Here is a 25,001-nt window from a genome sequence, read left to right as displayed (position 1 = left end):
TCAATCAACCCTACTACCTCCAGCAAAGTAGTGGGATCCGACCCCATAGTTCAAAATTATGCACCCCAAATTTCAAGTGCAAGTTCTACAACATGACGTACCTTCGCCCATTGCTCCTCCTCGGTGATAAGGTTTCCCTCTTCAGTCGAAGCAAATCCACATTGGGGACTGAGGCAAAGCTGATGGAGATCGACATATTTCGTCGCTTGGGCTACCCGTTTTTTTATCGCTTCCGGATCTTCTAATTCCGCTGTTTTAGAAGTAATCAAGCCTAAGACAACCTTTTGATTTTGAATATATCGGAGCGGAGTGAAATCACCAGAACGTTGATCGTCAAATTCCAAAAAGAAAGCATCTACCGGAACGTGTGAAAATAATTCCTTGGCAATTGCTTCATAATCCCCTTCATATAACCACGAAGATTTGAAGTTTCCCCGGCAAACGTGAAGTGTGATAACCATATCATCTGGTTTGTTGGCAAGTGCCTCAATCGTTATATCGGCAAACATTTGGATTAATTCTTGAATATTCCACCCGTTTGCTTCAATTTTCTTGCGGAATTTCTGTCCCAGAAAGGCTCCCCAACTGGTATCATCAAACTGTAAATAACGACATCCCGCATTATAAAAGGCTTGAATGGCATCTTGATACACCTTCGCAATATCTTTTGCAACAGTCGCCAGTGCCGGGTATGATGGATTATCCAAATACGGCTGGCTATTTACTACACCTGAATGGAAAATCATATTGGGACCGGGAATCGTTATTTTGGCGGTGTGTTCTCCTGCAATGCTTTTTAAATAACGGAAATGCTCCAAAAATGGGTGATCTTCAGGGAATCTTAATTCAGACTCCACGGTATAGGACGTTAATGTTTTCATTTCTCCTTGAAAGAACCCAGGAACCTCAACCTCAAATGTACGAATCCCTTCAATGGCTCCAATAAAATCGGCATGCCAATATTTTCTCCGGAATTCCCCATCCGTAACTGCTTGGAGACCTGCTTCCTTCTGTTTCGCTACTAGTTTAGTAATTTCAGCATCTTCCACTGAACGTAAATCTTCCTTAGAAATCTTTCCCCGTTGATAGTTATCCCTTGCTTCCTTAAGTACCTGAGGACGTAGAAAACTTCCAACAACATCCGCTCGGAACGGTGCTTTTGTCGCTATTTTCGTCATTTCTTCCAACTCCTTTAAATATAAATAACCCCTTCCTAAAATAAGAAGAGGTTGAGAATTCATAGGTAGCTCTTCTTATCTTCAAGCCTTTCGCTTCTGGAATTAGCACAGTACAAACGCCTGTTGCTGAGGCTTCGACGGGCCAGTCCCTCCACCTCTCTCGATAAGAAATGAATATGTAGTTGTTGTCTAATTTTAGCTTTATAACTGGGTTTAGTCAAGGGGGAAATTTTAAATTTTTTAAATAGCCTTCCGCTTACATATGTCGGGGTCACCAATGGAATTGTAGGTGAGTACTTTACTATAGTTGAACAGGAGCACCTCCGTACTTTAACGCATTAACGTAGTATGGTCCGCCCCCATCAAACAACTTCCTAATAAATCTTCATCTTACTTTCCAGTTGGAAAAGAATTAAGAAAAAGGTCTATCTCGTTGTTGATTTGTTTCATTTTTAACGTATTATCGGTAAAACGCTCAATCAATGCCATCTTCGCCTTGCCGTCGAATTCGTTATTAATTCTATTTAGAATTTCCGTATGTACTTCTGGGATGGTACTAGTTGCATGGCTATGTTCTAAGTAAGTTGCAAATAGTCGATACGCGTCATAAATATCATTTTTTATTTGCATTTCCAGTTCTTCTTTTTGTGCGCCTTTTCTCATTTGTTCTTTCCAAAAATCATTTAGCTCCAAATCTCCAACATTGCTGTAGCCATCGTAACCCATCTACATCACCTTCAAATCCATCCTTATTTAAGACCTAGCCACTGGGCAAGTACATAGTCCGTCTTTTCGAACTCATTCCCCATTTTATTCATGTTGTAAGCAATTTCTCCTGTATCATTTTTCATCCTTTTCAGACTGGTTAAAATTTCATCATATTGGTCCATGTTAAACATAATTGGAACCCCGCTGTCAAGCTTCCCAAACTGGCTAAAAATTTCTTCTACATCACTGATAGAAAGCATGTCATATTTTCCGTACCCGACCAATCTTGAATATTTGCTTTTTATATCCTGTAAAGTCTGAACGTAGTAGTCATAAAAATTACGTAAGGAGTTTTCGGTCTGCTCGATCAAATCGGTATTCTCTTCAATTTTTTGGGCATATGATCTTAATATTTCTGATTTAATTACAACACTGAAACCATGTACGCCATTGTTTTTTAATTCCAAAGGAGACTTTTTAAGTTGTGCGTATAGTGTGCTATCATATAATAACTGTGATAAAAAATAGCCGTTTTCATCAAACATCTTACTATTTGCGTAATTTTCAGTAATGCCATGGGTGCTGAACCATTTCATGCTATCTACGGATGGATCACTCATGTAGTACAAAGACCCCATAACTTGATTATGAAAAGTACCAACTAGATCATTCGGATAGGTATAAGAAATGATCTTATCTTTGTAATAGCCATTTTGGACACGTTCTTTTTGCTCTTTCGTTAAAAGGTCATAAATATCAGCAGATGCAAATGTGATCGCGTCCGCGCTATATTGTACTGCAAAATATTCAGCCAACCCGCCACCAAGCGAGTGGCCAACAAATGTAATGTTATCTTTGCCGTATTTTTTGACGTATTTCTTGACCAATGGTTCAGCAGCTGTAAATTGATTCTTGTTTATATCCTTTACTTTTCCATCTTCATTAATTTCAGCATATCCATTCGCAATCCGTGCTTCTTGTCCAGGAAGACCAGTATATGTACTCGTTGAATTATCTTTCTCTGTATAGTCTTCACCGCCAAGAACAATGCCGAAAACATCTTCCTTAAGATCATCCACTGCCTGCCCAAAACCATGATGCACCTGAGTACCTTCAAAACTAATCACGACTTCACCGGTGTCCTCATTTTCCAAAACGTATCCTTTAAGGCCTGTTTCTTTGTTTCGAATAGTCTCTTTTGTTTTCCAAATAATTCTTTGACCATCTATATCCACATGAACATTTTCTAAACCACTTTGATATGTTTGTTTCGCTATTTTACTTGCTTCTTTATCAGTCAAACTTCCCATAGCCATCGACTCCATTATATTGTAAAATATGTTAAAAGAGGTGACTTAATTGAAAAAAATTCGATTATTCATTGTTTCTAGTATTATTATACTATTAGGAGGATGTCTTGTGAATACCAATAGTGACAATTATGATGAAGGTACAATTAAGAAAGCTAAAGAAACCGTAGAAAGTTATATACGAAATAATTACCAAAACATAAAAGCCGTCGAATTTGAAGATGGTGATTTTTCAAGCCCTATGGGGGGATTAATGATTGAAGGTACAGTAAATGGTAAAGCAGGTTTTTCGGCAGACATTGACGATAAAACTTTCCAGGTCGGGAGTTTCGGGGAAAAGAAGGGATTCCCGGAATTAAAGGAAGAATGTAAGGAGAAAATCTGTGATTACTAGAATGCTATTCATTTTTTTCATCTTTTACACTAGTAAAAACTAAGATGTCCAAGTAAGAATCTTCGCACTCCTTACTTGAATAGCTTGGTTTTATTTTCAGATCTACTATTTTTCTAATAGCACCGTAATGATCACAATCACTTTATTTAGTAATCCGATAAACACCAAACACCGATCTAGCTTTGCCTTTATTTGTTCCTGTAAAAGTTTAATTCCTTTTTACCCTTAACCTAATTGATAATCTCCGACATTACTATAGCCATCGTAACCCAATATACATCACTGGCACACTTATTTATACTTGGAAATAGCAAACGGCACATCTTAAAATGCAGGCAGTAACAACAAAAGGAGTTATACCTAAAATGAAAAAAATGATTCTTTTCATAATACTTATACTTATTGTTATCATGCTATTAGGGGGCTATTTTGTGAACCCGGATAAGGGAAAATATAGTGACGACACCATTGAAAAAGCTAAGGAATCTGTTGTACGCTACATAAATAATAATTACAAAAACATAAAGACGATTGAATTTGAAGATGGTGATTATTCTAGTCCTATGGGTGGATTAATGATAGGTGGGACAGTTAATGAAAAAGCTGGATTTTCTGCTAGTGTAGATGATAAAACCTTTCGAGTAAGAAGTTTTGCAGAAAAAAAGGGGTTTCCAAATTTAAAAGAAGTATGTAAAGAAAAATCCTGTGATTGAACAAGAATTCTACTAATGAATGCAAATTGGTATTTGCTATTCGTTCAAGGATCCCATCCAGCTTCTGATTCGATCCACGTTCCATCAACTAAAGAAAAGCAATTCAAATTCAATCCTTACAACAAATTCCTAATCATTACTGGATTATGTTTTTCACTTCCGCCGACTGTAATAAAATCACATGCTTCATACATTTTTTGTTGGGGAAATTCGACAATTTTATCTGACTTCTTGCGTTCGTTTAATGGTTTTGACGCAATTACAGCAACATAATCAACCATCATATAACTGCAATACTCCAAGAACTCTTCCAATATCATTCTCTCAAGCTTTGCACTTTGGTATTGTTCTTCCAATACGATTCTATCCAGGGTAATAATAGCTCCGCCATCCTCAAATTCAAAATCACTATATAATAATGTTGACATGATGTATGCTTCATCATCAGATAATGCATCAGCGCTAATTAAAGCATCATTTGCCCGTTTAAAACTGAACATGTTGTAAAAGTTATACATGATACTGCCAATATCGGTTGGTTCTTCTGCTTCATCATCAATAAAAGCACTAATACTTCCGAAGCCATGTACGATATTAAGCTCTTTTTCAAATTCCTGCGTATATTCAATGTAAACATGATCTATATCCATTTTGCACACTCCTTTGTTTATCACTTCTTTCTAAATTCGTTATAGCCATACAAAAGTCCTGCCTATAATCATTCAGAATTCGATTTACATGATTTCGGAGCCCTCCCATCTAATTTTCACCTTGCCCGCTCAACTATCGATGTTTCCTCTTTTTCTATTGATGTTCCTGGATTCACTGTTGATGTTTCCCCATTTTCTGTCGATGTTCCCGGTTTCTCTGTTGATGTTTCGCCATCTTCTATCGATGTTTCCGGTTTCACTGTCGATGTTTCAATGTCTTCTGTTGATGTTCCCGAATTCACTGTCGATGTTTCAACGGCTTCTGCCGATGTCATCCTATTTCATCAACCCCCTACTCTAACTACCCACACAAGAAAAAACGAAATCGCTTTAGAAACTTGAGTGGCATCAGCACCCCTTTCCCGAAAGCAATTCATATTCAGGAAAAATTTGTTAAGACAATGGACCTGTCCCATCCCGCTTAAAAAGTGTTCCTGCCTGACTTTGATGCGCTCTCTCCCAACTTTGATACGCTTTTCCTCCCGACCAGATGTATCGGTCTTGATCCATTCTCACGACTTAGCACCTACGCAATTTCAGTTATCTCGACCTATTCCTTTCATTCAGCAATCTATGACATAATTGGGGAAGTGACAGGCGCACGCGCAAACTTATAGTAATTTATAAGCTGACAATGACATAGAATATATCGTTAAATCAATTTTGAAGTTCCTCTTAAGTTTGTCTAGTTCCATAAACCCAAGACAAAAGAAGTTAAAAATGTATGAAAAACGGGAAATAAGAAGAATAGGTGTAAGTGACTTCGCAAAAATAACAGGTGTTTCCCGCCCCATTTCAATAAAAAATGAACCCAATTATGGAGATGTTGCATATATTTAAAAAGGCAAAATGAATTTCTACACATATCCTGTAGACACCCTTTATTTAACAGAAGATATACGTATTTACTCGATTATTAGATAAGGTAGGAGTACTGCATATGCCTAACGAATACACTTCAAGACAAGAACGACGGAAACAACAGAAGAAAGCAAGATCAGATCGACAAAAAAGAAGCATGTGGAAAAAGATTCTGCTCAGTTTATGTGCGGCTTTTATCCTTGTGGTAATTGCATGCGGTATCACCATCGCTGTCATGATCCATGATGCACCAACATTGAAGGCAAGTGATCTGCAGACGCCGCAGTCCACACGGATATATGACCAAGATGGAAAACTTGTCAGCACGTTGTTTCACGAGGAAAATCGCATCAAAATCGATATCGACAATGTTCCAAAAATGGTAAAAGACGCTGTTATTTCTATAGAGGACAAAAGATTCCGTGATCATCGTGGTATTGATAGCCGTCGTTTGTTTGGGGCAGTTATTGCCAATATCAAAAACGGCTGGGGTGCAGAAGGCGGTTCGACCATTACACAGCAAGTTATCAAACGGAGTGTCCTATCCCCGGAGAAAACCTTAAAGCGGAAAGCACAAGAAGCATGGCTTGCTTTACAATTGGAAAGGAAATACTCAAAAGATCAAATTCTTGAGATGTATTTAAATAATATCTATTTCGGACACGGAGCGTATGGCATAAAGACAGCTTCTGAAATTTATTTCGGCAAGGACCTTTCCGAATTAAATTTGTCACAGGCAGCCTTGCTTGCTGGCCTGCCAAATGCGCCAAGCGCTGACGATCCTTTTAAGCATCCTGAACGGGCAAAAGAACGCCGCGACCAGGTATTGTCGGCAATGGTAAGCAACCATGTCATTTCCAAACATCAGGCCAAGCAGGCCAAAGCCAAACCAATCTCAGAACTTCTTAGAAAAGAAGAAAAAAGGCAGGAGAACAACGACCCTTATAATGCTTTTATCGATACGGTATATGAACAACTGGTCAACCAAAAAAAGATCGTCTCTGAAAAAGAGTTTTACCAAGGCGGGTTAAAAATCTATACGACGCTCGATTCAAAAGCGCAACAAGCAGTTTACGACCTGCTTCGATCGGGGGATATCCCCTATCCGGATAAAAATTTCGAAACAGGGATCTCGCTTGTAGATACGAAAACGGGTGCCGTCAAGGCCGTCGGTGGTGGTCGCCATTTTGAAGCGATCGGATATACCAATTACGGCTCCGATGTCCAAAATCAACCAGGTTCAACGATCAAACCCATTTTGGATTACGGCCCGGCGATTGAATACTTGAAATGGCCGACATCCCACGTACTGCGTGACGAGCAATACCAGTACAGTGACGGAACACCGATCAATGAATGGGATAACGAATACTGGGGTGACATTACCATGAGACGGGCTTTGGAATGGTCGCGGAATATTCCTGCCCTGAAGGCATTCCAGGCTGTAGGGAAAGACCAAGCGCAAGAGTTTGCATCAGGGCTGGGTATTAATATTGATTCGATCTATGAATCGGCTGCGATTGGCGGTTTTGACGGTGTTTCTCCCTTACAAATGGCGGGGGCTTATGCTGCATTTGGTAACGGCGGTACCTATCACGAACCATTCACGGTTAAAAAAATTGTTTTCCCAAGTGGAAAGGAATGGAAGCCAGAGCCAAAGTTACATGACGCCATGCATGATTATACTGCCTATATGATCACCGATATGCTCAAAACTGTCATTTCAAGCGGAACCGGGACACAAGCAAACATCCCTGGAATACCTGTGGCAGGAAAAACCGGATCGACCAATATTCCGCAAGACATCCAAGACCAATACGGCCTAGGGGATGGTTTGGTTGATTCGTGGTTTGTTGGCTATACACCGCAATATTCCCTTGCTGTTTGGACCGGTTACCCATCGTTAAAAAATAAAGACGGCGATGTACAATATATCCGATACGACGGCACACAGAACATTGCCATGCAACTTTTCCAGAATCTCATGTCCGAGATTTCGGATCCGAATATGGATGATTTCGAGAAACCAGATACGGTGGTCTCGATTGGCTCAGAACTGTATGTACGGGGTACACAGCAAGATAAACGGAACAAGGAACAACCTGATCAAGAAGAAAACACGGAAAATCAAAAACAAGACGAGGAACAAGCTAATCAGGAAAAAGACAAGGAAAATCAAAAACAAGAAGACGAACAGGACGAAAAACAGCCTGATCAAGGGAAAGATCAGGAAAACCAAAAACAAGAAGATAAACAAAACGAGGATCAATCCAAACAAGAAGAAAACAAGGATAACCAAAAACAAGAAGACGAACAGAACAAGGAACAACCTGATCAGGGAAATGACGAGGGAAATCAGGATAAAGAAGATGATCAAAAGAATGAAGGGGACGATCACAGTAACGGAGGCAATAACGACAACGGGCAAAATGACAAGGATAAGCAAAAGGATGATGATAGCGGAAGCGATGGTGAAAACAATAGCTCCTGAGAAAAAAATAATGGTTGATCGGGTTAGACAAGTAAAGTGTGTAAGTTCAAACTTACACACTTTATTTGACACCTCCAAATCTGGATGTGATGTAATATGTATATCTAAAGCACCTTGATCCAGTAGTGCATTTATATCTGAAGTAAATAAAAAAGCTACCATTCCTTTAAACATACTGATGTAAAAGTTATGTAAAAAACATCTCTCTTTATCATCTATTTTATATTTATTCTAATTAACTTGCCAAATGTTGTTACTTCGGCAAATACAAGCCTTGTTTCAACTTTAGATATGGCTTGCCAGTCTCCGGGTCTATACCTGTTACATGTCAACAAGTATCCCTTGCCACCTATATGGAAAAATCGCTATCGAATTTGCAACATGTTTTAAATTTGTCCGAAGAGGAATCCTTTTACTAAGACATGAAAACGAAAGGATGAAAAACATGTTGGAAGTTAAAGGACAGGAACAGGGTGCGATGTTAGAAATCACCACACAGGGTACCGCCACCCAAGAGGATTTACAGAAATTCAAAGAAGCGTTGCGTATGAAAACACTACAGGAGGAACCGATCAACATCTTGTTTGTTTTCAAAAATATAGAAGGTATTACACCCAAAGGACTAATGGAAGATGTGAAAACTTTTCCATATATGAAAAGCATCAAAAAAGGTGCCATTGTTGCGGATGACACATTTACAAAAATGGATGCAACCATTGCAAATATCATCCCTGGAGTAGAAGTCGCCCAGTATTCACTCAACGAAATGGAAACAGCAAGAAAGTGGTTGGCGGAATGAGAAATCGGAACCCGGATAAGTCTTGGATTAGCTCATCTTATCCGGGTTTCTTTTTGAGATAGGACAGATATGCATTGGAAGAGGTATTGTCAAATAAAGTGTGCAAGTTAAACTGAATTGTGTAAGTAAATCATACGCATTTTTACTTACACACTCAAGTTTCGAAGTAATCCCCTCTTTGCAGACAAATCAAAAAACAAGCATAAAGATAGCCCATCCTTCTATTATGATGAGCCTTTAGTAACTAAATAATTTAATTAGTTGTCTTCAATATCCACTTGTATACTTAACAATTTCTCTAATGGATCTTCATCAGTGAAAACAAAACAGTGTTATCCTCAATTATTTTTGTGTATAGTTCGTCACCCAAAATGTTACCTATTTCATTGAGTGGGGTCTGAAATTTACCGATGCTATATACTGTTTATTTGTATTTAAGAACTCTTCATTGAGCACCTTCATGAGTTCTGCCTTTTGACGTTCATCAATGCCATCAAACAAACTGCTATCATGAAAAATAACATTCATATTATGGTTTTGACCTGAATAACAACGTCAAATCACAACAAAATATTTTTAAATTATTAACCTATTGTTCCATTTCCTTCATTATTCCAGTCCGCATTGCAGTTTTGTTCATGAATTCTTTAAGTTAAATTTTCTTTTTTAGCATCGCCTCACAGCTACTTGGGAACATGACACCGAGTTCATCCCCCAACTGCTCGAGTTCATTATATATGGATTCGGCCAACTCAATTCCCTTATGATTGCGTGTTTTTCTTTCTTTTTCTCTTCTTTCACCTGGATAACGTATCGGTTTGTCGCTAGATGAGGTGGGAATTCCCTTCATTAAATTCAGTAAATAATTTAGCCGATTTTCATAGGCAGTTGATTCTTTATAAACTTTTGAGTCAAGTAATAAAAAGAAATGACCTACATCCGCACCACCAACTAGCTTTTCATCATAAATATTTTTTACATTAGGACTTATAGCAGCACCAGTTAGAACACCCGCCAAGATTTCCACAGCTAACGCGAGAGCAGCCCCTTTAGCACCGCCGGTTGGAAGGATTGTACCTTGCAATGCCTCGTTCGGATCGTTCGTCATGTTACCATGCTGATCAAGTGCCCAGCCATCGGGAATCAACATTTCTTGCTTAGCCGCAAGAATAATTTTGCCTCGTGCGACAGTACTTGTAGACATATCAATAATGACAGGAGTACGATCTTTTGCGGGAAAACCAAATGCTAAAGGATTCGTCCCAAAAAATGCCTTAGTACCCCCCCATGGCGCTATACCAGGTGGGGAATTTGTACAAGCAAAAAAGATCATTCCTTCTTGACTAGCAAGTTGACAAAAATAAGACGCTGTGCCAAAGTGATTACTTGAATGAATTGAGACCGCAGCTAAACCCTGCTCTTTGGCAACCTCAATTCCTTCCTTCAAGCCACGAAATGCAACCACATGTCCGAGTCCATTATCTCCATCAACCAATATGGCCGAGGGCGCGATCATTTTTATGTTTATATCTGGATGGTTATTTATACGCTTATCCTGCAATCGTGCTGCATAAACCACAAGACGAGAAATGCCGTGGCTATCCAATCCTTCAAGGTTAGCACGTATTAAGCCTTCAGCTACAACTTTTGCATCCTCCTTTTGTACGTCCAGTTTTTGCAAAACCTGACTCACAAATGTTTGAAGATCTTCTGCTTGATAAATACCCATCCAAATCCTCCTAACTTAAGCGATCCTTAATTGATTTCTCTACACTTTCTAAGTGATATTTCATTGATTTTTTAGCAAGTACTGTATTTCCTTCTTTTATAGACTTAACTATTTCATCGTGCTCGGCAACTGATTTTTCCGCACGGTTTGGAATCCGAATCGACTGAGTACGTGCCTGACGGAGTAGATCAATTAGATGATGCATGATTCTGTTAGCTACGTCATTTCCAGACATCTCAGCTAAGTATAGGTGGAATTGTAGATCATATTCAGCTAATTCTATAGGATCTCTACCACTTGCAATTATTTCCTGAGCGTCTTTTACAATAGACTGAAGCTTTTCAACATTCTCGTTTGTACCATTCTTTGTTGCCCATTCAACCACTGATTCTTCAAGTACTTGACGAACAGCAAACAAATCACTAATTTGACTACTCGATATAAAGAAGGATTCCGTCATTTTTCGAATCTGCTCGGCCTCGGAAGCGATAAATACCCCACGTCCATGTTCAGCCTTTAAATAGCCGTAGGCCTCAAGTATTTTATATGCCTCACGTACCGTATTCCGGCTGACCTCAAGTTGAATAGACATATCACGCTCTCCAGGAATACGCTCTCCTACAGAATATACGCCGGCTCTTATCTGTTCTTTTATATAATCTGCAACCTTCTCTGAAATTCCCTTTTTATCTTTAAATGATGGCTTCATAGCATCCACTGCTTTCTATCAATATTCTGACGTTATTATATCATACTAAACATAACGACCTTTTTCCCCTTAGAATATTTGTTACTTCCTGTGCTACAAGGATAGATGTACGTTGTTGTGATTCTTCGGTAAGCCCTGCAACATGAGGAGTAAGATGAATTGCTTCTTCCGCTATAAGGGGAGAATCTAGTAATATTGGTTCTGATTCAAGCACATCCAAATATGCACCAGCAATTACTCCATTCTTTACAGCATCACACAAATCTATATCATTAATTATACCGCCTCTAGACGTATTAATTAAAAAAGATCTTGGTTTCATAAGTGAAAATGTCTCTTTGTTTAACATGTTTTTGGTTGTCTGTGTTAAAGGCAGATGAATAGACACAAAGTCCGATATTGAAAGGAGGTCTTCAATTGTTTTGCATTGCTTAACCCCTGTCTCGGATACTACATGATCATAAGGGGTAATAAACGGATCATATCCTACTATATCTATTCCAAATGCATTTGCCCTTTTTGCAACACGATGTGAAATTTCACCAAGACCAATTAGTCCTAGCGTTTTTCCATTCAATTCATAACCCGTATGGCGCTTCCGATCCCAGTTCCCAGCACGAACATGTACGTTGGCTTGATACAATGGTCGATAAGCATCCAACATAGCAGCTATAACGTACTCCGCAACAGATGTAGCATTGGCGTGCTTGGCAACTACCACTTTCACATCCTTCTCCTTTGCCACTTGTAAATCAATATTATCTAAACCTACCCCAAGACGCCCGATAACTTGAAGATTTATTCCTGCTTCAAGCAGTTCTTTATCGACCTTAGTTTCATTTCGGACTATTATTGCATCGTAATTGGGAATAATAGCAAGTAATTCACTTCGGTTTCGACTTAAATCTTTGTTATAATCAACTGTATATCCATAACGATTTAATTCTTCGATACCAACTTCCCAAATTAATTCGGTTACCAGAACATTCATTGATTGTATCCCACCTTATATGAGAATAACTAAATTCCCTGATCACTAAATCTCTGTATTTAAACCTTTCATTAAAAAAATAGGCCAACAATTTATGATTACACTAACTGCTAACGGTTGTTGGCCTATTCTTTATTTTTTAAATTATGCGCTGCGGTATAATTTTGTCATAACAAACTCTTTATGTCCTAGTGCTTCCGCACACGTTAGACGCCCGTTAATCGTGCGAACCATATAGTTGATAAGAGCATCTCCTGCTTCTTCGAGTGTTATTTCGCGTGATAATAATCCCTTAACATCAACATCGATGTGTTCACTCATCGTTGTGGCAGTTTCTGGATTTGCAGTAATTTTTACAACTGGCTCAATAGGGTTTCCAATAATGTTACCTTGACCAGTTGGGAAAAGATGAAGCACCGCACCTGCCGCTGCCATTAGTGTGATACATTCTGCTGCTGCAGATGATGTATCCATAAAATAAAGACCATTTCCGTTAGTTGGTGCCTCGGCAGGATCTAAAACACCTATGATTGTCTTATCACCAGTCTTTGCAATATTGCCTAGAGCTTTCTCTTCGATGGTAGAAAGTCCCCCAGCGATATTACCTTGTGTTGGTTGTGAACCAAGAAGATCAACACCTTTTGACTCAATCTCCCCAATATAATTATCATAAACCCCCATAAATTTATCTCTTAATTCTGGCGTTGCCATTCGATTGGCAATTAAGTGCTCTCCGCCGGTTAACTCAGACGTTTCACCGAAAAACACTGTCGCCCCTGCATCGACGAATTGATTAACTGCTTGTGAGACAGTTGGGCATGATCCAAGACCAGTTGTAGTATCCGATTCTCCACATTTAATACTTATAACGAGTTCAGATAATTCAATTGGTTCTCGTTGAATTTCGGATGCCCACTGAACATATTCTTTTGCCTTCCATGAAGCTTGTCGAATCGTTTCCAAATCGCCTTGTTTTTCTATAGAGAAATAAGTAACTGGCTTTCCAGTTTCCGCAATTCCATCTGCAATTTTCTTGGCCCAGTTATCCTCAATTCCAATAACGATTACGGCTGCAACATTTGCGTTAGAACCGGTACCAATCATTATTCTGAAATGGAGGTCTAAGTCTGGTCCATATTGCAAGCGACCGTATGAATGTGGTAAGGCCAATGTGCCTTGAACTTGTTTAGAAACTGCTTCACAAGCCGCATTTGAGATATCATCAACTGGTAAAATAATGACATGATTTCGAATTCCAACTGTTCCGTTTTCTCTACGATATCCATACAATTTTTTTTCCATAATTACCACCTCGCCGTTTTAATGTTATGTGTATGAACATAGTCACCAACATGCAATGCGCAGGTTGTTATTCCAATTTGAATACCATATTTTATTATGGGTTGCTCTGCGTCAAGTTCTACAAGCGATATCTTATGTCCAAGTGGAATAGCTTTATTTGCCCTTATGTTTACTTCTGAGTTGTCTTCCATATACACACCGATAACCTGTTCGTCTTCTTCAATTGGTGTTGTTGCAACACCAACATGATCTTCTTTGTTGTGAATAAGAAACCTGTGACGACTAACTGGAGTTGTTGTTTCACTTTCCTTCGATTTTACATATGAACCTGCTCCTTTTACCATAAAACCCCTCCTAGTGGTTACGTGACCCAACCAATATTTAATTATATTTAACTACCTTTTGAAGCTGGTGTCAAGTATTATCTGAAAAATATTTTTATTTTAAGTATTTATTTACCCAGGAATCTATAGAAGAAACATTCTACCTACCCCAATAGACCTGTTGGTAATGGAACGAGAAAGACATATTGGAAAAGGATAAAAAATGAAACACTGACAATAATTGAGCACAATACTGCGCGAAGTATTTTTGATTTATGGCTTTTTTCTTTTTGATCTTTTTGTAAGTACCAAGTAATTAATCCGATATATAGAATACTAGCTATTAAAAATCCAAATAAACTAATTGAGATGAAATAACCTATCATCCCTATACTCATTATCAATACTTTTTGCTTATCTATATTCCCAAATAACTTTTTATTATCACGTTTTATAATACTTAAAATTAAATACATAAAACTCAACAACAAAAAGATTACGCCGATTGTGCGAGGGAAGATATAACTTATCTTTGACAATCCTCTCGTTTCCAATATAGTAATTATAGAAATTATGATAAAAATAATAGACGTGACAATATCATAATTAACTTTTTGCATAGTTATGCCTCCATTTCAATTTTATCTTCTTCTTTTTCAGTCTTATCCTTCGATTTGAAGATTGTCCCTAATAACGGTAATAAGATTGAAAGGAAGCACAATATAATTAATACCACTGAAATTGGACGTGTGAAAAATAATGTAAATATACCTCCTGATGCTTCTCCCATAAGAATTGATTGTGCAAGTCCCCTTTCTGCAATAGGTCCGAGAATTAGACCTAATACGATTGGAGCGGGATCAAAACCGGCATTTTTCAAAACATAAGCCAACAATCCAAATCCAATTAACATTGCTACATCTAAAAGGTTATTTCTAATCGCATATGCCCCAATGATAGTTAAAAACATAATGGAAGGAGCTAAATAATAGACCGGAAGAGAAAGAACCTTTCCAATGTATCTGGAACCCATCAGACCGAAAATCATCATTACTACGTTAGCAATAACAAATGAGACTAAAAAAGTATATACAAGACTAGGTTGTTCTGCCATAAGGTTAGGCCCCGGTGTAATACCTTGCATCATTAAAGCACCTAGTATAATAGCTGCTGGTGGTGCACCTGGAATACCAAGGGAAAGTAGCGGCACTAAGGAACCACCGACTTCTGCATTATTAGAAGTTTCTGCTGCCATAACTCCCTCAATTTTCCCTTTTCCAAACGATTTCTTATCCTTTGAAAATCGAACAGCAGCATCGTAAGATAACAGTGCAGCAACATTTCCTCCTGCACCAGGAATAATGCCTGTTATTATTCCGATGAAAGATGATCGAATGATAAAAATTGGCTTTTTAATAATATAAAAAAAGAGATTCTTCACTATACCTTTTTCTTTATTTAAGCTTTTTTGTGACTTAGCCTTATTTCCAATCATAGAAATTACTTCTGGAATACAGAAGAATGCAATTAAAATTCCGATTAATTCCAATCCCGACTGCAGTTCTGGGAATCCGAAAGTAAACCTTGATTCACCACCCACAGGAGAAATTCCTATTGTGCCTAGTAATAAACCAATACACCCTCCGATTAATCCTTTCAGCATAGAACCTGCAGATAGAGTAGCAATCATCGCTAAACCGAGTAATGCAACCCAAAAATACTCAGGAGGGCCAAAGTTTAATGCCCATCCCGCTAACACAGGTGTAAGGAATAGGAGGGTTAACCCTCCTATAACTCCACCGATCCCAGAACTAATTGATGCTGTAATTAATGCATGAGATGCCTTCCCTTTTTTTGCTAAAGGATAGCCATCAAAAGTTGTTGCAATAGCAGATGGTGTTCCGGGTGTATTGATAAGTATGGCTGATATACATCCACCATAAATACCACCAATATATAGACCACCCATAGTAATTAATGATGAATCCGCTTCCATTGCAAAAGTAAATGGTAACAATAGGGCAAGTGCCATTGTTGCAGTCAATCCAGGCAGAGCACCTACTATAATTCCTGCTAACACACCAACACACAATAGCAGAATATTTATAGGTTCTATTAATGAACTAATAATATCTGGAAAAACTTCAAACATGTCTTTTCCTCCCAAAGATAAAAATTAAATCACTTCCAGCATAATAAATCATAGTGGTGCTACAACGCATATGCTGTACGAATACTTCAAGATAAATTAAATCCGAAACGATGTATTTTTATTATAGAGTTAAATTTTATTGTACGTTTTCAATAATACGACTATATTGTTCTGTTTTTGTTTCAATATATTCTAAGGATTCCTTATGTCCCATTGTTTTTGGTTCAAATCCTTCTTCATACATTTTATCTTGAACACCAGGCTCGTCTAAAATTTTTAAAAATGCTTTTTCAAGAATTTCAATAACTTCTGGGTTTGTTCCAGGTGGTACGGCTACCCCACGATCAATTCCTGCAGTCATGTCATAGCCCAATTCCTTGAATGTAGGAACATCTGAAAGTGGCTTGAATGTTTTCTCAGACCCTATTGCAAGAATTTTCATATCGTCCTTATACTTTAATAGATCACTAGAATTTCCTAATAAAACCTCTGTATTTCCACCTAGAAATGCCTGAACAGAGGGAGAAGCACCATCAAATGGTACATATTGCATCTTAATATCGGCAATATCCTGAAACTGTAAAAACGCTATATGATGACCTGTGTATGTTCCAGAACCAGATACAGTAACAGTGCCTGGTGACTCTTTAGCCTTATTAACAAGATCTTCAAGTGAATTAATGTCACTATCCTTAGAAACAGCTATCCCAATTGGTGTTGCCTGAAAAATAGCAACTGGTACAATGTCTTCAGTTTTGTAACCTGTATCGTCGTTTGCTAATGGCTGAAGAATGATATGTGGAATGTTTATACCAGAAAAGAAATATCCATCTGGGTCTTTATTAGTTAATTCACTCCAGCCCACACTTCCTCCACCACCGGGTTTGTATTGAATAACAATTTTTTCCCCTAAGTATTCCTCTAGGTAAGGCTGCTGACGCCTAGCCTCAACATCCGATTGCCCACCTGGATCAAATGGTAGGCTGTAAGTGATAGACTTTGAAGGAAAATCTTCTGGGGCCTCAGATCCTCCAGCACTAGTAGAACATGAGGCCAAAATAAATAATCCACAAACCAGCATTACAATAGCATAAATTTTTCTTAACATGTTTATCCTCCTCTTTCTTTATAGTAATCTATGTTAATAACTTTGTTGTAAGCGTTGTCATTTAAAGACGATGGAATGCGGTTTTCTTTTTAAAAATTATTCGTTTTAACAGATCACCTCCTAATTTACAATGATTGGTATTCTATCTATGAATGTGCTACTTGTTAAATTGTTAAAAATTTGCTAATGATCTATTTTGTGAAAATAACAAAGTGGCAATGTGACCCAACCACTGAAACGTTTGTTGTAATTCTACTTTAAGATATCCAATAAGTCAATACCTTTTGAATATTTCTATTTATATAATCAAAGTTGTGTCTGTTATACACTATAGAAATAGGTATCACAATAATTATAAATTCTAAAGCATGTTTAAAATTGAATGAATGCTAATGAAGGTTGGGGGCAAAATGAAGAGGCTACACAATATCGTTTGTGTAGTCTCTTTTCTGAAACATTAATATCTATTTGCCTTACTTTTCTAGGGGGTAATCAAAATTTTTAAATATGAACAGCCTGTTGAAGCTGTTTTCCTAACTCATCATAGTAATAAAAACCTTTGCCAGTCTTTACACCATAGTTACCAGATTCAACGATCTTCTTCAATAATGGACAAGGGCGATATTTGGAATCTTGAAATCCATGGTAAAGACCTTCCATTGTTGCCAAAAGAACATCCAATCCAACGAAATCAGCAAGGGTCAAGGGTCCCATGCGATGATTCGCCCCCAACTTCATCGCTTCATCTATGTCTTTAGGCTCAGCACCTTCCATTACACAATAAACCGCTTCATTAACCATCGGAACAAGGAGGCGATTAACAAGAAATCCTGGATAATCCTTGCAACGAACAGGTTTTTTTCCAATACTGTGAGCAAAATCAAACATAGCCCCAATAGTAGAGTCATTTGTAATAATAGATGGTGTGACTTCTACAAGCTTCATGACAGGTACAGGATAAAAATAATGAAAACCGATAACCTTTTCAGGACGTTGCGTTGCTGATCCGATTGCTGCTATGGAAAGACCGGATGTATTAGAAGCTAATATTGCATGTTCATCCGCATATTGATTGAATTGAGTAAAAACACTTTTTTTGATTTCCAAGTCCTCTGGAACTGCTTCGATTACCAACTCGGCTCCCCTTATATGTTCAATACCAGTCTTTACACAAATGTTTTTCAGCGTTTGTTCTTTTTCTTCTCCGGTTATCTTTTCTTTATTTACCTTCAACTCTAATTGCATTTCTATATTTTGTAGAGCTTCATTCACCTTAGATTGATTTACCTCTATAAGGGTTACATTCTTTCCTGATTCAGCAGCATTTTGAGCAATGCCTGCCCCCATTAGTCCGCCACCTACTACTGCCACTTTTTCAACTAACATAAAGTCTCCCCCCAATACTACTTAAATTCATAACTACATCAATTAAACTTTCCTGTGACAAAGAAAAATTGTATTATTAATTACCTTGGGTTTATATAAAATTTGATATAAGAAAAGGTGAGAAATGAATCCTATTCTCACCTTTCCCCATAAACTAACATCTTTCAAATAGTGCAGAGATACCTTGACCACCGCCGATACACATAGTAACAATACCCCTATCTAATTGGGAACGTTTCATTTCATACATCATTTTAATAGTTAAAATAGTTCCCGTTGCACCTACGGGATGGCCTAAGCTAATTGCACCGCCATTAACATTAACTTTGTTCGGATCCAGATTTAAATCTCTAATTACTGCACAAGACTGGGAAGCAAATGCTTCATTTAGCTCGAAAATATCAATTCCATCTAAATTAAAATTTAGTTTTTTAGCTAATTTCTCAGTTGATAATTTTGGAGCATACCCCATAACATCTGGATCATTCCCAGCTACAGCAAAACCTTTTATTTTTAATAAGGGTTCAACCCCTAACTCTTCTGCCTTTTCTTTTGACATAAGAACTACTGCACCTGCACCGTCATTAATTCCAGAAGAATTTGCTGCGGTAACAGAACCATCCTTTTTAAAAGCCGGTTTCATTTTACCAAGCGTCTCCATTGTAACTCCTTCTCTTGGGTGCTCATCAGTATCAACAATTGTAATTTTTCCTTTTCTGCCTTTTACTTCAATAGGTACAATCTCATCCTTGAATTTTCCATGTTTAATTGCCTTAATCGCTCTCTCTTGACTTTTTATAGAAAATTCATCTTGTTCTTCTCTAGAAACATGATATCTTTCAGCTACATTTTCAGCTGTAACACCATTATGATATGGTCCGCTTGGCCAAGTTAAAATAGATAATAATCCATCTTCTAATTCACCATGCCCCATTTTATATCCAAAACGCGCACCTTTTAAGTAATACGGTAATTGGGACATGTTTTCCGTGCCACACGATACTACAACATCTGCATTCCCTGTTTGAATTTGCATCATACCATCTACAATAGCTTGCAATCCAGAACCGCATTGGCGGTTAACAGAGTAAGCCGTTGTTTCAGCTGGTAAATCCGATTTTAACGAAATTACCCTTCCTATAAAGCCATTTTCAGCAATTTGTCCAACATTACCGACAATCAATTCATCCACACTTTTGGATTCGATTCCTGCCCTTTTTATAGCTTCTTTTACTGTACATGCCGCCAGATCAGTTGCATGTATATCTTTTAAGCCACCGCCGAATTTACCAATTGGAGTTCTTGCACCGGATACAACAACTACCTCTTTTAATTCACTCATTTTTTATTCCCCTTTTTCTATAAACTAAATTGTAAAAGCCCATACTAGAGAACCATTCCCCCACCTACATTGATAACTTCACCCGTTATATAAGACGCTTCATCTGAGGCTAGGAAAGCTATCATATTTCCTACATCAGAAGGGCTTCCTGCTCTGCCCATTGGAATTTTAGAAATCATTTGATCCCAAACCTTATCTGGTACCCCTCTCGTCATATCCGTATCAATAAAACCCGGGCAAATCGCATTACATGTAATATTATTCCTAGCTAATTCCCTTGCCGCTGTTTTCATCAATCCAACTACGCCAGCTTTTGATGCTGCATAGTTTGCTTGACCAAAGTTACCTAGCCAGCTAGCAGATGAAATAGAGATAATTCTACCATATTTTTTTTCTTTCATTTGTTTAGTAGCTTCTTGAGTACAGAAAAATGTTCCAGTTAGGTTAACGTCAATTACTTGCTGCCACTGCTCCACGGACATTTTGTGAAGCGTGGAATCTCTATTAATCCCCGCATTGTTTACCAAGATATCTACTGTTCCAAATTCATCAGCAACATAATTAAATAAGTTTTGGACTTCATCTTGGTTTGCAATATTAGCTGCATAAGAAGTTACTCTGTAGCCATGATCAGAAAATTCTTGAACTACTTCCTTACATATCTCTTCATTTAGGTCAACGATAACTACTTTTGCCCCTTCTATAGCTAGCTTCTCTGCAATACCTTTACCAAGTCCCCTTGCAGCTCCTGTAACTATCGCAAGTTTATCTGATAATCTCCCCATCTTTTTACCTCCATTTTTGAATTTATTCTAAACCATATTAAACGATACTATGGGATACTATGTTTGATTTGGTTTCCCAAATTTCTTTTAACCCGAATGGTCCTTTTGTAAACAGTTTCTTATCCATTACCTTTAGGTCTTTGCTAATTATAGGCTCAAATTCCATCATATCTAGAACATCTTTTTGCAAATCAATCCCAGGGGCTATCTCTATTAACATGACACCCTCTTTTACCAATTTAAATACTGCTCTTTCCGTAACAAAAAAGACATCCTGTCCCTTTTCTCTGGCAAAATTTCCATTAAAAGAAATTTGTGAAACTTTTGAAACCATCTTTTTTATAGAACCTTCTTGATCTATATGCACCTCGTTATTTTTGAAGCTTACTTTTGCACCGCCAGTACTAAACGTTGCACAAAAAACAACTCTCTTAGCACTTTGAGTGATGTCTATAAATCCACCAGCCCCTGTGCATAAAGGGCCCATCTTGGTAGCATTAACATTACCTTCCCCATCAAACTCACCCGCTCCCATAAAAGTAACGTCTACGCCAGCTCCGTTATAGTAATCCATTTGCTGATCATGTGTGATCATCGCATATACATTCTGCCCAATTCCAAAGTCTACCCCACCTGCTTGAATACCACCATATATTCCTGATTCAACAGTAATCATACAGTCTTTGGAAACACCTTCTTCATTTGCGATATTACCTACCACATCATTAGGTATTCCCGTTCCTAAATTGATAACATCGCCTTTATTAATTTCATACATGGCTCTTCTTCCGATAAATTTTCGAATAGTTAATTCCAATGGTTTGATAGAAGTAACTGGGATCCTAAGATTTCCAGAATAAGAAGGATCATAGTACCAGGAAGATGTTTGCTTATGATCTTCATATGGATTGTCACATACTATTACCGCATCAACAAAAACTCCTGGAACGACAACATCTTTCGGGTTTAGAGTCCCTGTCTCAGCTACACGTTTCACTTGTACAATAACCTTTCCACCAAACCTTTTAGTAGCAAGTACAGCTGGTAAAACTTCAAGTTTCATTGCTTCGTCTTCCATAGTAATATTGCCCATTTCATCTGCAGTAGTTCCACGTACAATACAGGCATCTAAGTTAATTTTCTTATAAAACATATATTCCTCATTGCCATATTCCATTATTTCAGAAATATCACCTAGTCTTTTAGTTCTTTCATTCATTTTCCCCCCTTCAATACGGGGATCAACAAAGGTGCCCAATCCAACCTTACTCATTTTTCCCGGAAGTCCACAAGCCATTGACCTATATAACTGTGCTAATTGACCTTGTGGAAGGCAATACGCATCAACCTTATTCTCAGCAATCATACCCATCCACTTTGGTTGAAGTCCCCAATGGGAACCGATAATTTTAGAAACCAAACCTTCATGAGCAAAGTGTTGGATACCATTTTTTCGGTCACTTTGACCAGCTGAATGTACTAACGTTAAATCCCTTGGATGTCCAATTTCCAGAAAGCTATTTTCAATTGCTTTTAAAATGGATTCTGATGCACCAATTAGCGTCATTCCGACAGTAGTAACTGTATCGCCATCTTTTATAAAATTTGTAACTTCATTAGCCTTTATAAAATTAGCTTTCATTAAATACACTCCTCTGGTTTTTCTATATAACTTCTAACTCTATTTTTATCTATTTTTCCATTTGCCGTTTTGAAAACTTCATCCACAAAATAATAGTCAGCTGGAACCTCATAGCTCGCCAAATTATTCTTTAATTTTGATTTAATGAGTAATTCATCAAGATTATAGCCCTTTTTTAAGGAAATGACTGCCACAGGTACTTCTCCATATATACGATCTTTAACACCTACAACAGCAACTTCATTAATCCCCTCAATTTGACGTATAGCATTTTCAATATCAATACTGAAGACCTTTTCTCCCCCCCTATTAATTAAATCTTTCTTTCTATCTACTACATAGAGGTAACCTTCCTTATTTACATATCCTATATCTCCTGTTTTTAGCCATTTATCCTTTGTAATTAGATCTGAATGTTGTTTATAATATTTTTCAACGACATTTGTCCCCTTTAGCCAAATTTCTCCTGCATTTCCACGTTCTAATTCTTGACCACAATCATCTACTATTTTTATCAATAATCCTGGAATCGGTTGACCTGATGAACCAATAAAGTCACTTACAGATGCATCAGATGGAAAAATGGTAGCAGGTGAAGTCGTTTCTGATAACCCATAGATTGTTCTAAATGACAACTTTGGTATCCATTCTTTTAGTTCTTTTATCATTTCCGCGGGCATATTACTGCTACCGCATGCTAACATATTTAAACTAGGTAATTTAGGAAATAGCTCCTTTTCCTTTAGCATTAATGTAAATATGGTAGGTGATGCATGATAAAATGTAATATTAAATTTGTATATATCCGATAAAAGCTGATTTATATTAAAAAACTTATGAACCCGAACCGTTCCCCTACACTTCAAAAACAATGACAATGTAGCTACTAAACCTGTAACATTATAAATAGGAATTGCTAATATAGTAGAATCGCTTTCATTAACATCTAAAATGCGATGATACGCAGCTATCGCGTGTTGAACATTAAAATTCCTAATAACAACACCCTTACTAAATGAAGTAGTTCCTGACGTAAACATAATAATCGCTATATCCTCTATTGAGCCACTATCCTTTGTTTCAACTACTGGATATTCATTGAGAAAATCAAAAGCATATCCATTTGCCGTGTCTTTAGATTCACACTTAATTACCTTACATTTCTCATTTTCGTATTTTCTAACCCACGGATAATATTTCTCATCAACAATGAGCAATTCACAGCTACTCTTTTCAATTAGCGAACATATTTCTGGCTCCTTATATTTAGTCGGAAAAGGAATTATCGTTGCGCCTAATTTTTGAGCAGCCAGGAAAGAAACAATAAATTCTATAGAGTTAAATAACAAAAGCCCTATGTGCTTTCCCTTTTGAATCTGATACCTTTCCAATAGATAAGAAGATAGTTTATCGGTCATTTCTAGCAATTCAACATACGTATGAGATTTATTGTTCGTATCGATTATTCCAACTTTATTTGGAACTTCTTTTGCATTATCTTTTAAAATCTGATACATACTACTCTTTAGATCTTTAAACGTATCATACACTCTATTACTGAAATTTTTCGTCGTTAAACCCCTTTTTATTGTTTCATTCCAAAAGTCATTTCCTGAAATCATTTTCTCTCCCTCCAATCTTTGTATATATTATAAAACTAATTTTTATCAGGTGAATATCCTCACTCTTATAACCTTATAATGCTATCTGTTTATAAGGTTGAAAGCCATCCTCTTTGGCTTCATGAACATCTTCATGTAAAGAAGATAAGATTTCTATGAACGTATCTTCGTTTTCAACCAACTCTTCAGGAGTTGTTGATAAAGTAGCGACAAGCATTCTACTTGTCCGTTCAGAATAAAACAACATTTGTAAGACCTTAACCAATTCATTTTTACCAAAAACACGATAAATACTATGATTTGCTACAAATTCATTTTTCAGTAGGTAGGCATCCTTGCCATCAACTGCACATTTAATTTTTTCAGTAATTTTATATCTATCTTTATGACGACTTCTTTTTTCTTTTTTTTGAAACTGTTTCTCTAATTCATCTACATAATCATGTAAATTTACATCTTTTTTCATACTTGCCCATCTTAACGATAAAGAAGTAGATGCCCTTTTCGATATTGTTATTTTATCTATTTTAATTAGACCCTCGTTAAAGGTGAATTTATTATTTGGATTAATAAATATCTGCCAGTCTCTCGGATGTTGAATACCTATACCGTATGCGTTTAATGGTATAAAATCGTTCATTATTTCACTTCCTCCCTCAATAAATTTCGGTTTTCTTAAAATATCGCTGTTTTTCTCCGATTTTCTCCTACTAATGTTGAAGCATTTTGATAAAGTCAGGAGTATA

General features: G+C 37.3%; 23 protein-coding genes, 1 pseudogene and 1 riboswitch. Of the genes and pseudogenes, 4 read left to right on the top strand and 20 right to left on the bottom strand.

The annotated features are described in order from the left end of the window. Positions 1-56: 56 nt before the first annotated feature. The 3 genes from IEX12_RS17595 to IEX12_RS17585 all read right to left on the bottom strand — a co-directional run bounded on the left by IEX12_RS17595 (position 57) and on the right by IEX12_RS17585 (position 3,196). Positions 57-1,178 carry a 5-methyltetrahydropteroyltriglutamate--homocysteine S-methyltransferase gene (locus IEX12_RS17595; RefSeq protein WP_188725600.1) on the bottom strand — a complete coding sequence of 374 codons (1,122 nt, stop codon included), beginning with the start codon at positions 1,176-1,178 and terminating at the stop codon, positions 57-59. A gap of 72 nt (positions 1,179-1,250) precedes the next feature. After that, positions 1,251-1,348: riboswitch (SAM riboswitch) on the bottom strand. Between the two features lie 220 nt (positions 1,349-1,568). Beyond that, complete coding sequence (locus IEX12_RS17590) at positions 1,569-1,904, bottom strand: hypothetical protein (RefSeq protein WP_188725599.1); 336 nt, start codon at positions 1,902-1,904, stop codon at positions 1,569-1,571. A 23-nt stretch (positions 1,905-1,927) separates the two neighbouring features. Continuing rightward, positions 1,928-3,196 (bottom strand): YqiA/YcfP family alpha/beta fold hydrolase, encoded by a 1,269-nt coding sequence (locus IEX12_RS17585; protein WP_188725598.1) that lies wholly within the window; start codon positions 3,194-3,196, stop codon positions 1,928-1,930. Positions 3,197-3,305: 109 nt separating this feature from the next. On the opposite strand from IEX12_RS17585, the gene IEX12_RS17580 reads away from it, so the two are divergent. Together IEX12_RS17580 and IEX12_RS17575 are read left to right on the top strand one after the other, a co-directional pair. After that, positions 3,306-3,590, top strand: a complete 285-nt coding sequence (locus tag IEX12_RS17580) for a DUF1433 domain-containing protein (RefSeq protein ID WP_188725597.1) — start codon at positions 3,306-3,308, stop codon at positions 3,588-3,590. Between the two features lie 365 nt (positions 3,591-3,955). Beyond that, positions 3,956-4,303, top strand: a complete 348-nt coding sequence (locus IEX12_RS17575) for a hypothetical protein (RefSeq protein WP_188725596.1) — start codon at positions 3,956-3,958, stop codon at positions 4,301-4,303. A 116-nt stretch (positions 4,304-4,419) separates the two neighbouring features. On the opposite strand, the gene IEX12_RS17570 is transcribed toward IEX12_RS17575, so the two are convergent. Then, a complete protein-coding gene (locus IEX12_RS17570; protein ID WP_188725595.1) occupies positions 4,420-4,953 on the bottom strand; it encodes a hypothetical protein in 534 nt (177 codons plus the stop codon). 116 nt (positions 4,954-5,069) lie between these two features. Beyond that, the gene (locus IEX12_RS17565) at positions 5,070-5,288 is read right to left on the bottom strand and encodes a hypothetical protein (RefSeq protein ID WP_188725594.1); all 219 of its coding nucleotides are present in this window, start codon (positions 5,286-5,288) and stop codon (positions 5,070-5,072) included. Between the two features lie 665 nt (positions 5,289-5,953). On the opposite strand from IEX12_RS17565, the gene IEX12_RS17560 reads away from it, so the two are divergent. Together IEX12_RS17560 and IEX12_RS17555 are read left to right on the top strand one after the other, a co-directional pair. Next, the gene (locus IEX12_RS17560) at positions 5,954-8,365 is read left to right on the top strand and encodes a transglycosylase domain-containing protein (RefSeq protein WP_188725593.1); all 2,412 of its coding nucleotides are present in this window, start codon (positions 5,954-5,956) and stop codon (positions 8,363-8,365) included. 445 nt (positions 8,366-8,810) lie between these two features. Continuing rightward, positions 8,811-9,164, top strand: coding sequence for a SpoIIAA family protein (locus IEX12_RS17555; protein WP_188725592.1), 354 nt, complete (start codon positions 8,811-8,813; stop codon positions 9,162-9,164). 378 nt (positions 9,165-9,542) lie between these two features. Here the strand turns inward: IEX12_RS17555 and IEX12_RS23890 are convergent. The 15 genes and pseudogenes from IEX12_RS23890 to IEX12_RS17480 all read right to left on the bottom strand — a co-directional run. Further along, positions 9,543-9,698, bottom strand: a pseudogene (locus IEX12_RS23890) (DUF2326 domain-containing protein); the annotation flags it as partial. A 118-nt stretch (positions 9,699-9,816) separates the two neighbouring features. Further along, positions 9,817-10,893 carry an Ldh family oxidoreductase gene (locus IEX12_RS17545; protein WP_188725590.1) on the bottom strand — a complete coding sequence of 359 codons (1,077 nt, stop codon included), beginning with the start codon at positions 10,891-10,893 and terminating at the stop codon, positions 9,817-9,819. Positions 10,894-10,903: 10 nt separating this feature from the next. Next, positions 10,904-11,602, bottom strand: coding sequence for a FadR/GntR family transcriptional regulator (locus IEX12_RS17540; protein ID WP_188725589.1), 699 nt, complete (start codon positions 11,600-11,602; stop codon positions 10,904-10,906). Between the two features lie 40 nt (positions 11,603-11,642). After that, the gene (locus tag IEX12_RS17535) at positions 11,643-12,593 is read right to left on the bottom strand and encodes a hydroxyacid dehydrogenase (protein WP_188725588.1); all 951 of its coding nucleotides are present in this window, start codon (positions 12,591-12,593) and stop codon (positions 11,643-11,645) included. A gap of 144 nt (positions 12,594-12,737) precedes the next feature. Further along, positions 12,738-13,895, bottom strand: a complete 1,158-nt coding sequence (locus tag IEX12_RS17530; protein WP_188725587.1) for a UxaA family hydrolase — start codon at positions 13,893-13,895, stop codon at positions 12,738-12,740. Positions 13,896-13,897: 2 nt separating this feature from the next. Next, a complete protein-coding gene (locus tag IEX12_RS17525; protein WP_188725586.1) occupies positions 13,898-14,239 on the bottom strand; it encodes a UxaA family hydrolase in 342 nt (113 codons plus the stop codon). A 143-nt stretch (positions 14,240-14,382) separates the two neighbouring features. Further along, positions 14,383-14,838, bottom strand: coding sequence for a tripartite tricarboxylate transporter TctB family protein (locus IEX12_RS17520; protein ID WP_188725585.1), 456 nt, complete (start codon positions 14,836-14,838; stop codon positions 14,383-14,385). Positions 14,839-14,840: 2 nt separating this feature from the next. Continuing rightward, the gene (locus tag IEX12_RS17515) at positions 14,841-16,370 is read right to left on the bottom strand and encodes a tripartite tricarboxylate transporter permease (RefSeq protein ID WP_188725584.1); all 1,530 of its coding nucleotides are present in this window, start codon (positions 16,368-16,370) and stop codon (positions 14,841-14,843) included. A 136-nt stretch (positions 16,371-16,506) separates the two neighbouring features. Then, positions 16,507-17,478, bottom strand: coding sequence for a tripartite tricarboxylate transporter substrate binding protein (locus IEX12_RS17510; protein WP_188725583.1), 972 nt, complete (start codon positions 17,476-17,478; stop codon positions 16,507-16,509). 501 nt (positions 17,479-17,979) lie between these two features. Next, on the bottom strand, positions 17,980-18,864 hold the full coding sequence (locus IEX12_RS17505; protein ID WP_188725582.1) for a 3-hydroxyacyl-CoA dehydrogenase family protein: 885 nt from the start codon (positions 18,862-18,864) through the stop codon (positions 17,980-17,982). Between the two features lie 154 nt (positions 18,865-19,018). Then, positions 19,019-20,206: a thiolase family protein gene (locus tag IEX12_RS17500; protein WP_188725581.1), complete on the bottom strand. Its 1,188-nt coding sequence runs from the start codon at positions 20,204-20,206 to the stop codon at positions 19,019-19,021. A gap of 44 nt (positions 20,207-20,250) precedes the next feature. Then, entirely contained in the window at positions 20,251-20,991 is a 741-nt protein-coding gene (fabG, locus tag IEX12_RS17495; protein WP_188725580.1) for a 3-oxoacyl-ACP reductase FabG, read from the bottom strand. Between the two features lie 37 nt (positions 20,992-21,028). Continuing rightward, complete coding sequence (locus IEX12_RS17490) at positions 21,029-22,633, bottom strand: acyl CoA:acetate/3-ketoacid CoA transferase (protein WP_188725579.1); 1,605 nt, start codon at positions 22,631-22,633, stop codon at positions 21,029-21,031. Continuing rightward, complete coding sequence (locus IEX12_RS17485; RefSeq protein ID WP_188725578.1) at positions 22,633-24,255, bottom strand: class I adenylate-forming enzyme family protein; 1,623 nt, start codon at positions 24,253-24,255, stop codon at positions 22,633-22,635. The genes IEX12_RS17490 and IEX12_RS17485 overlap by 1 nt, the downstream gene beginning before the upstream one ends. A gap of 73 nt (positions 24,256-24,328) precedes the next feature. After that, on the bottom strand, positions 24,329-25,001 hold a 673-nt coding region (locus IEX12_RS17480), incomplete at its 5' end, for a hypothetical protein (protein WP_286171240.1).

This window comes from Lentibacillus populi, assembly GCA_014642895.1.
Taxonomy (GTDB): domain Bacteria; phylum Bacillota; class Bacilli; order Bacillales; family Amphibacillaceae; genus Lentibacillus_C; species Lentibacillus_C populi.
Note: the sequence above shows the minus strand (reverse complement) of the source record. Positions and strands in the feature narration are given on the sequence as shown.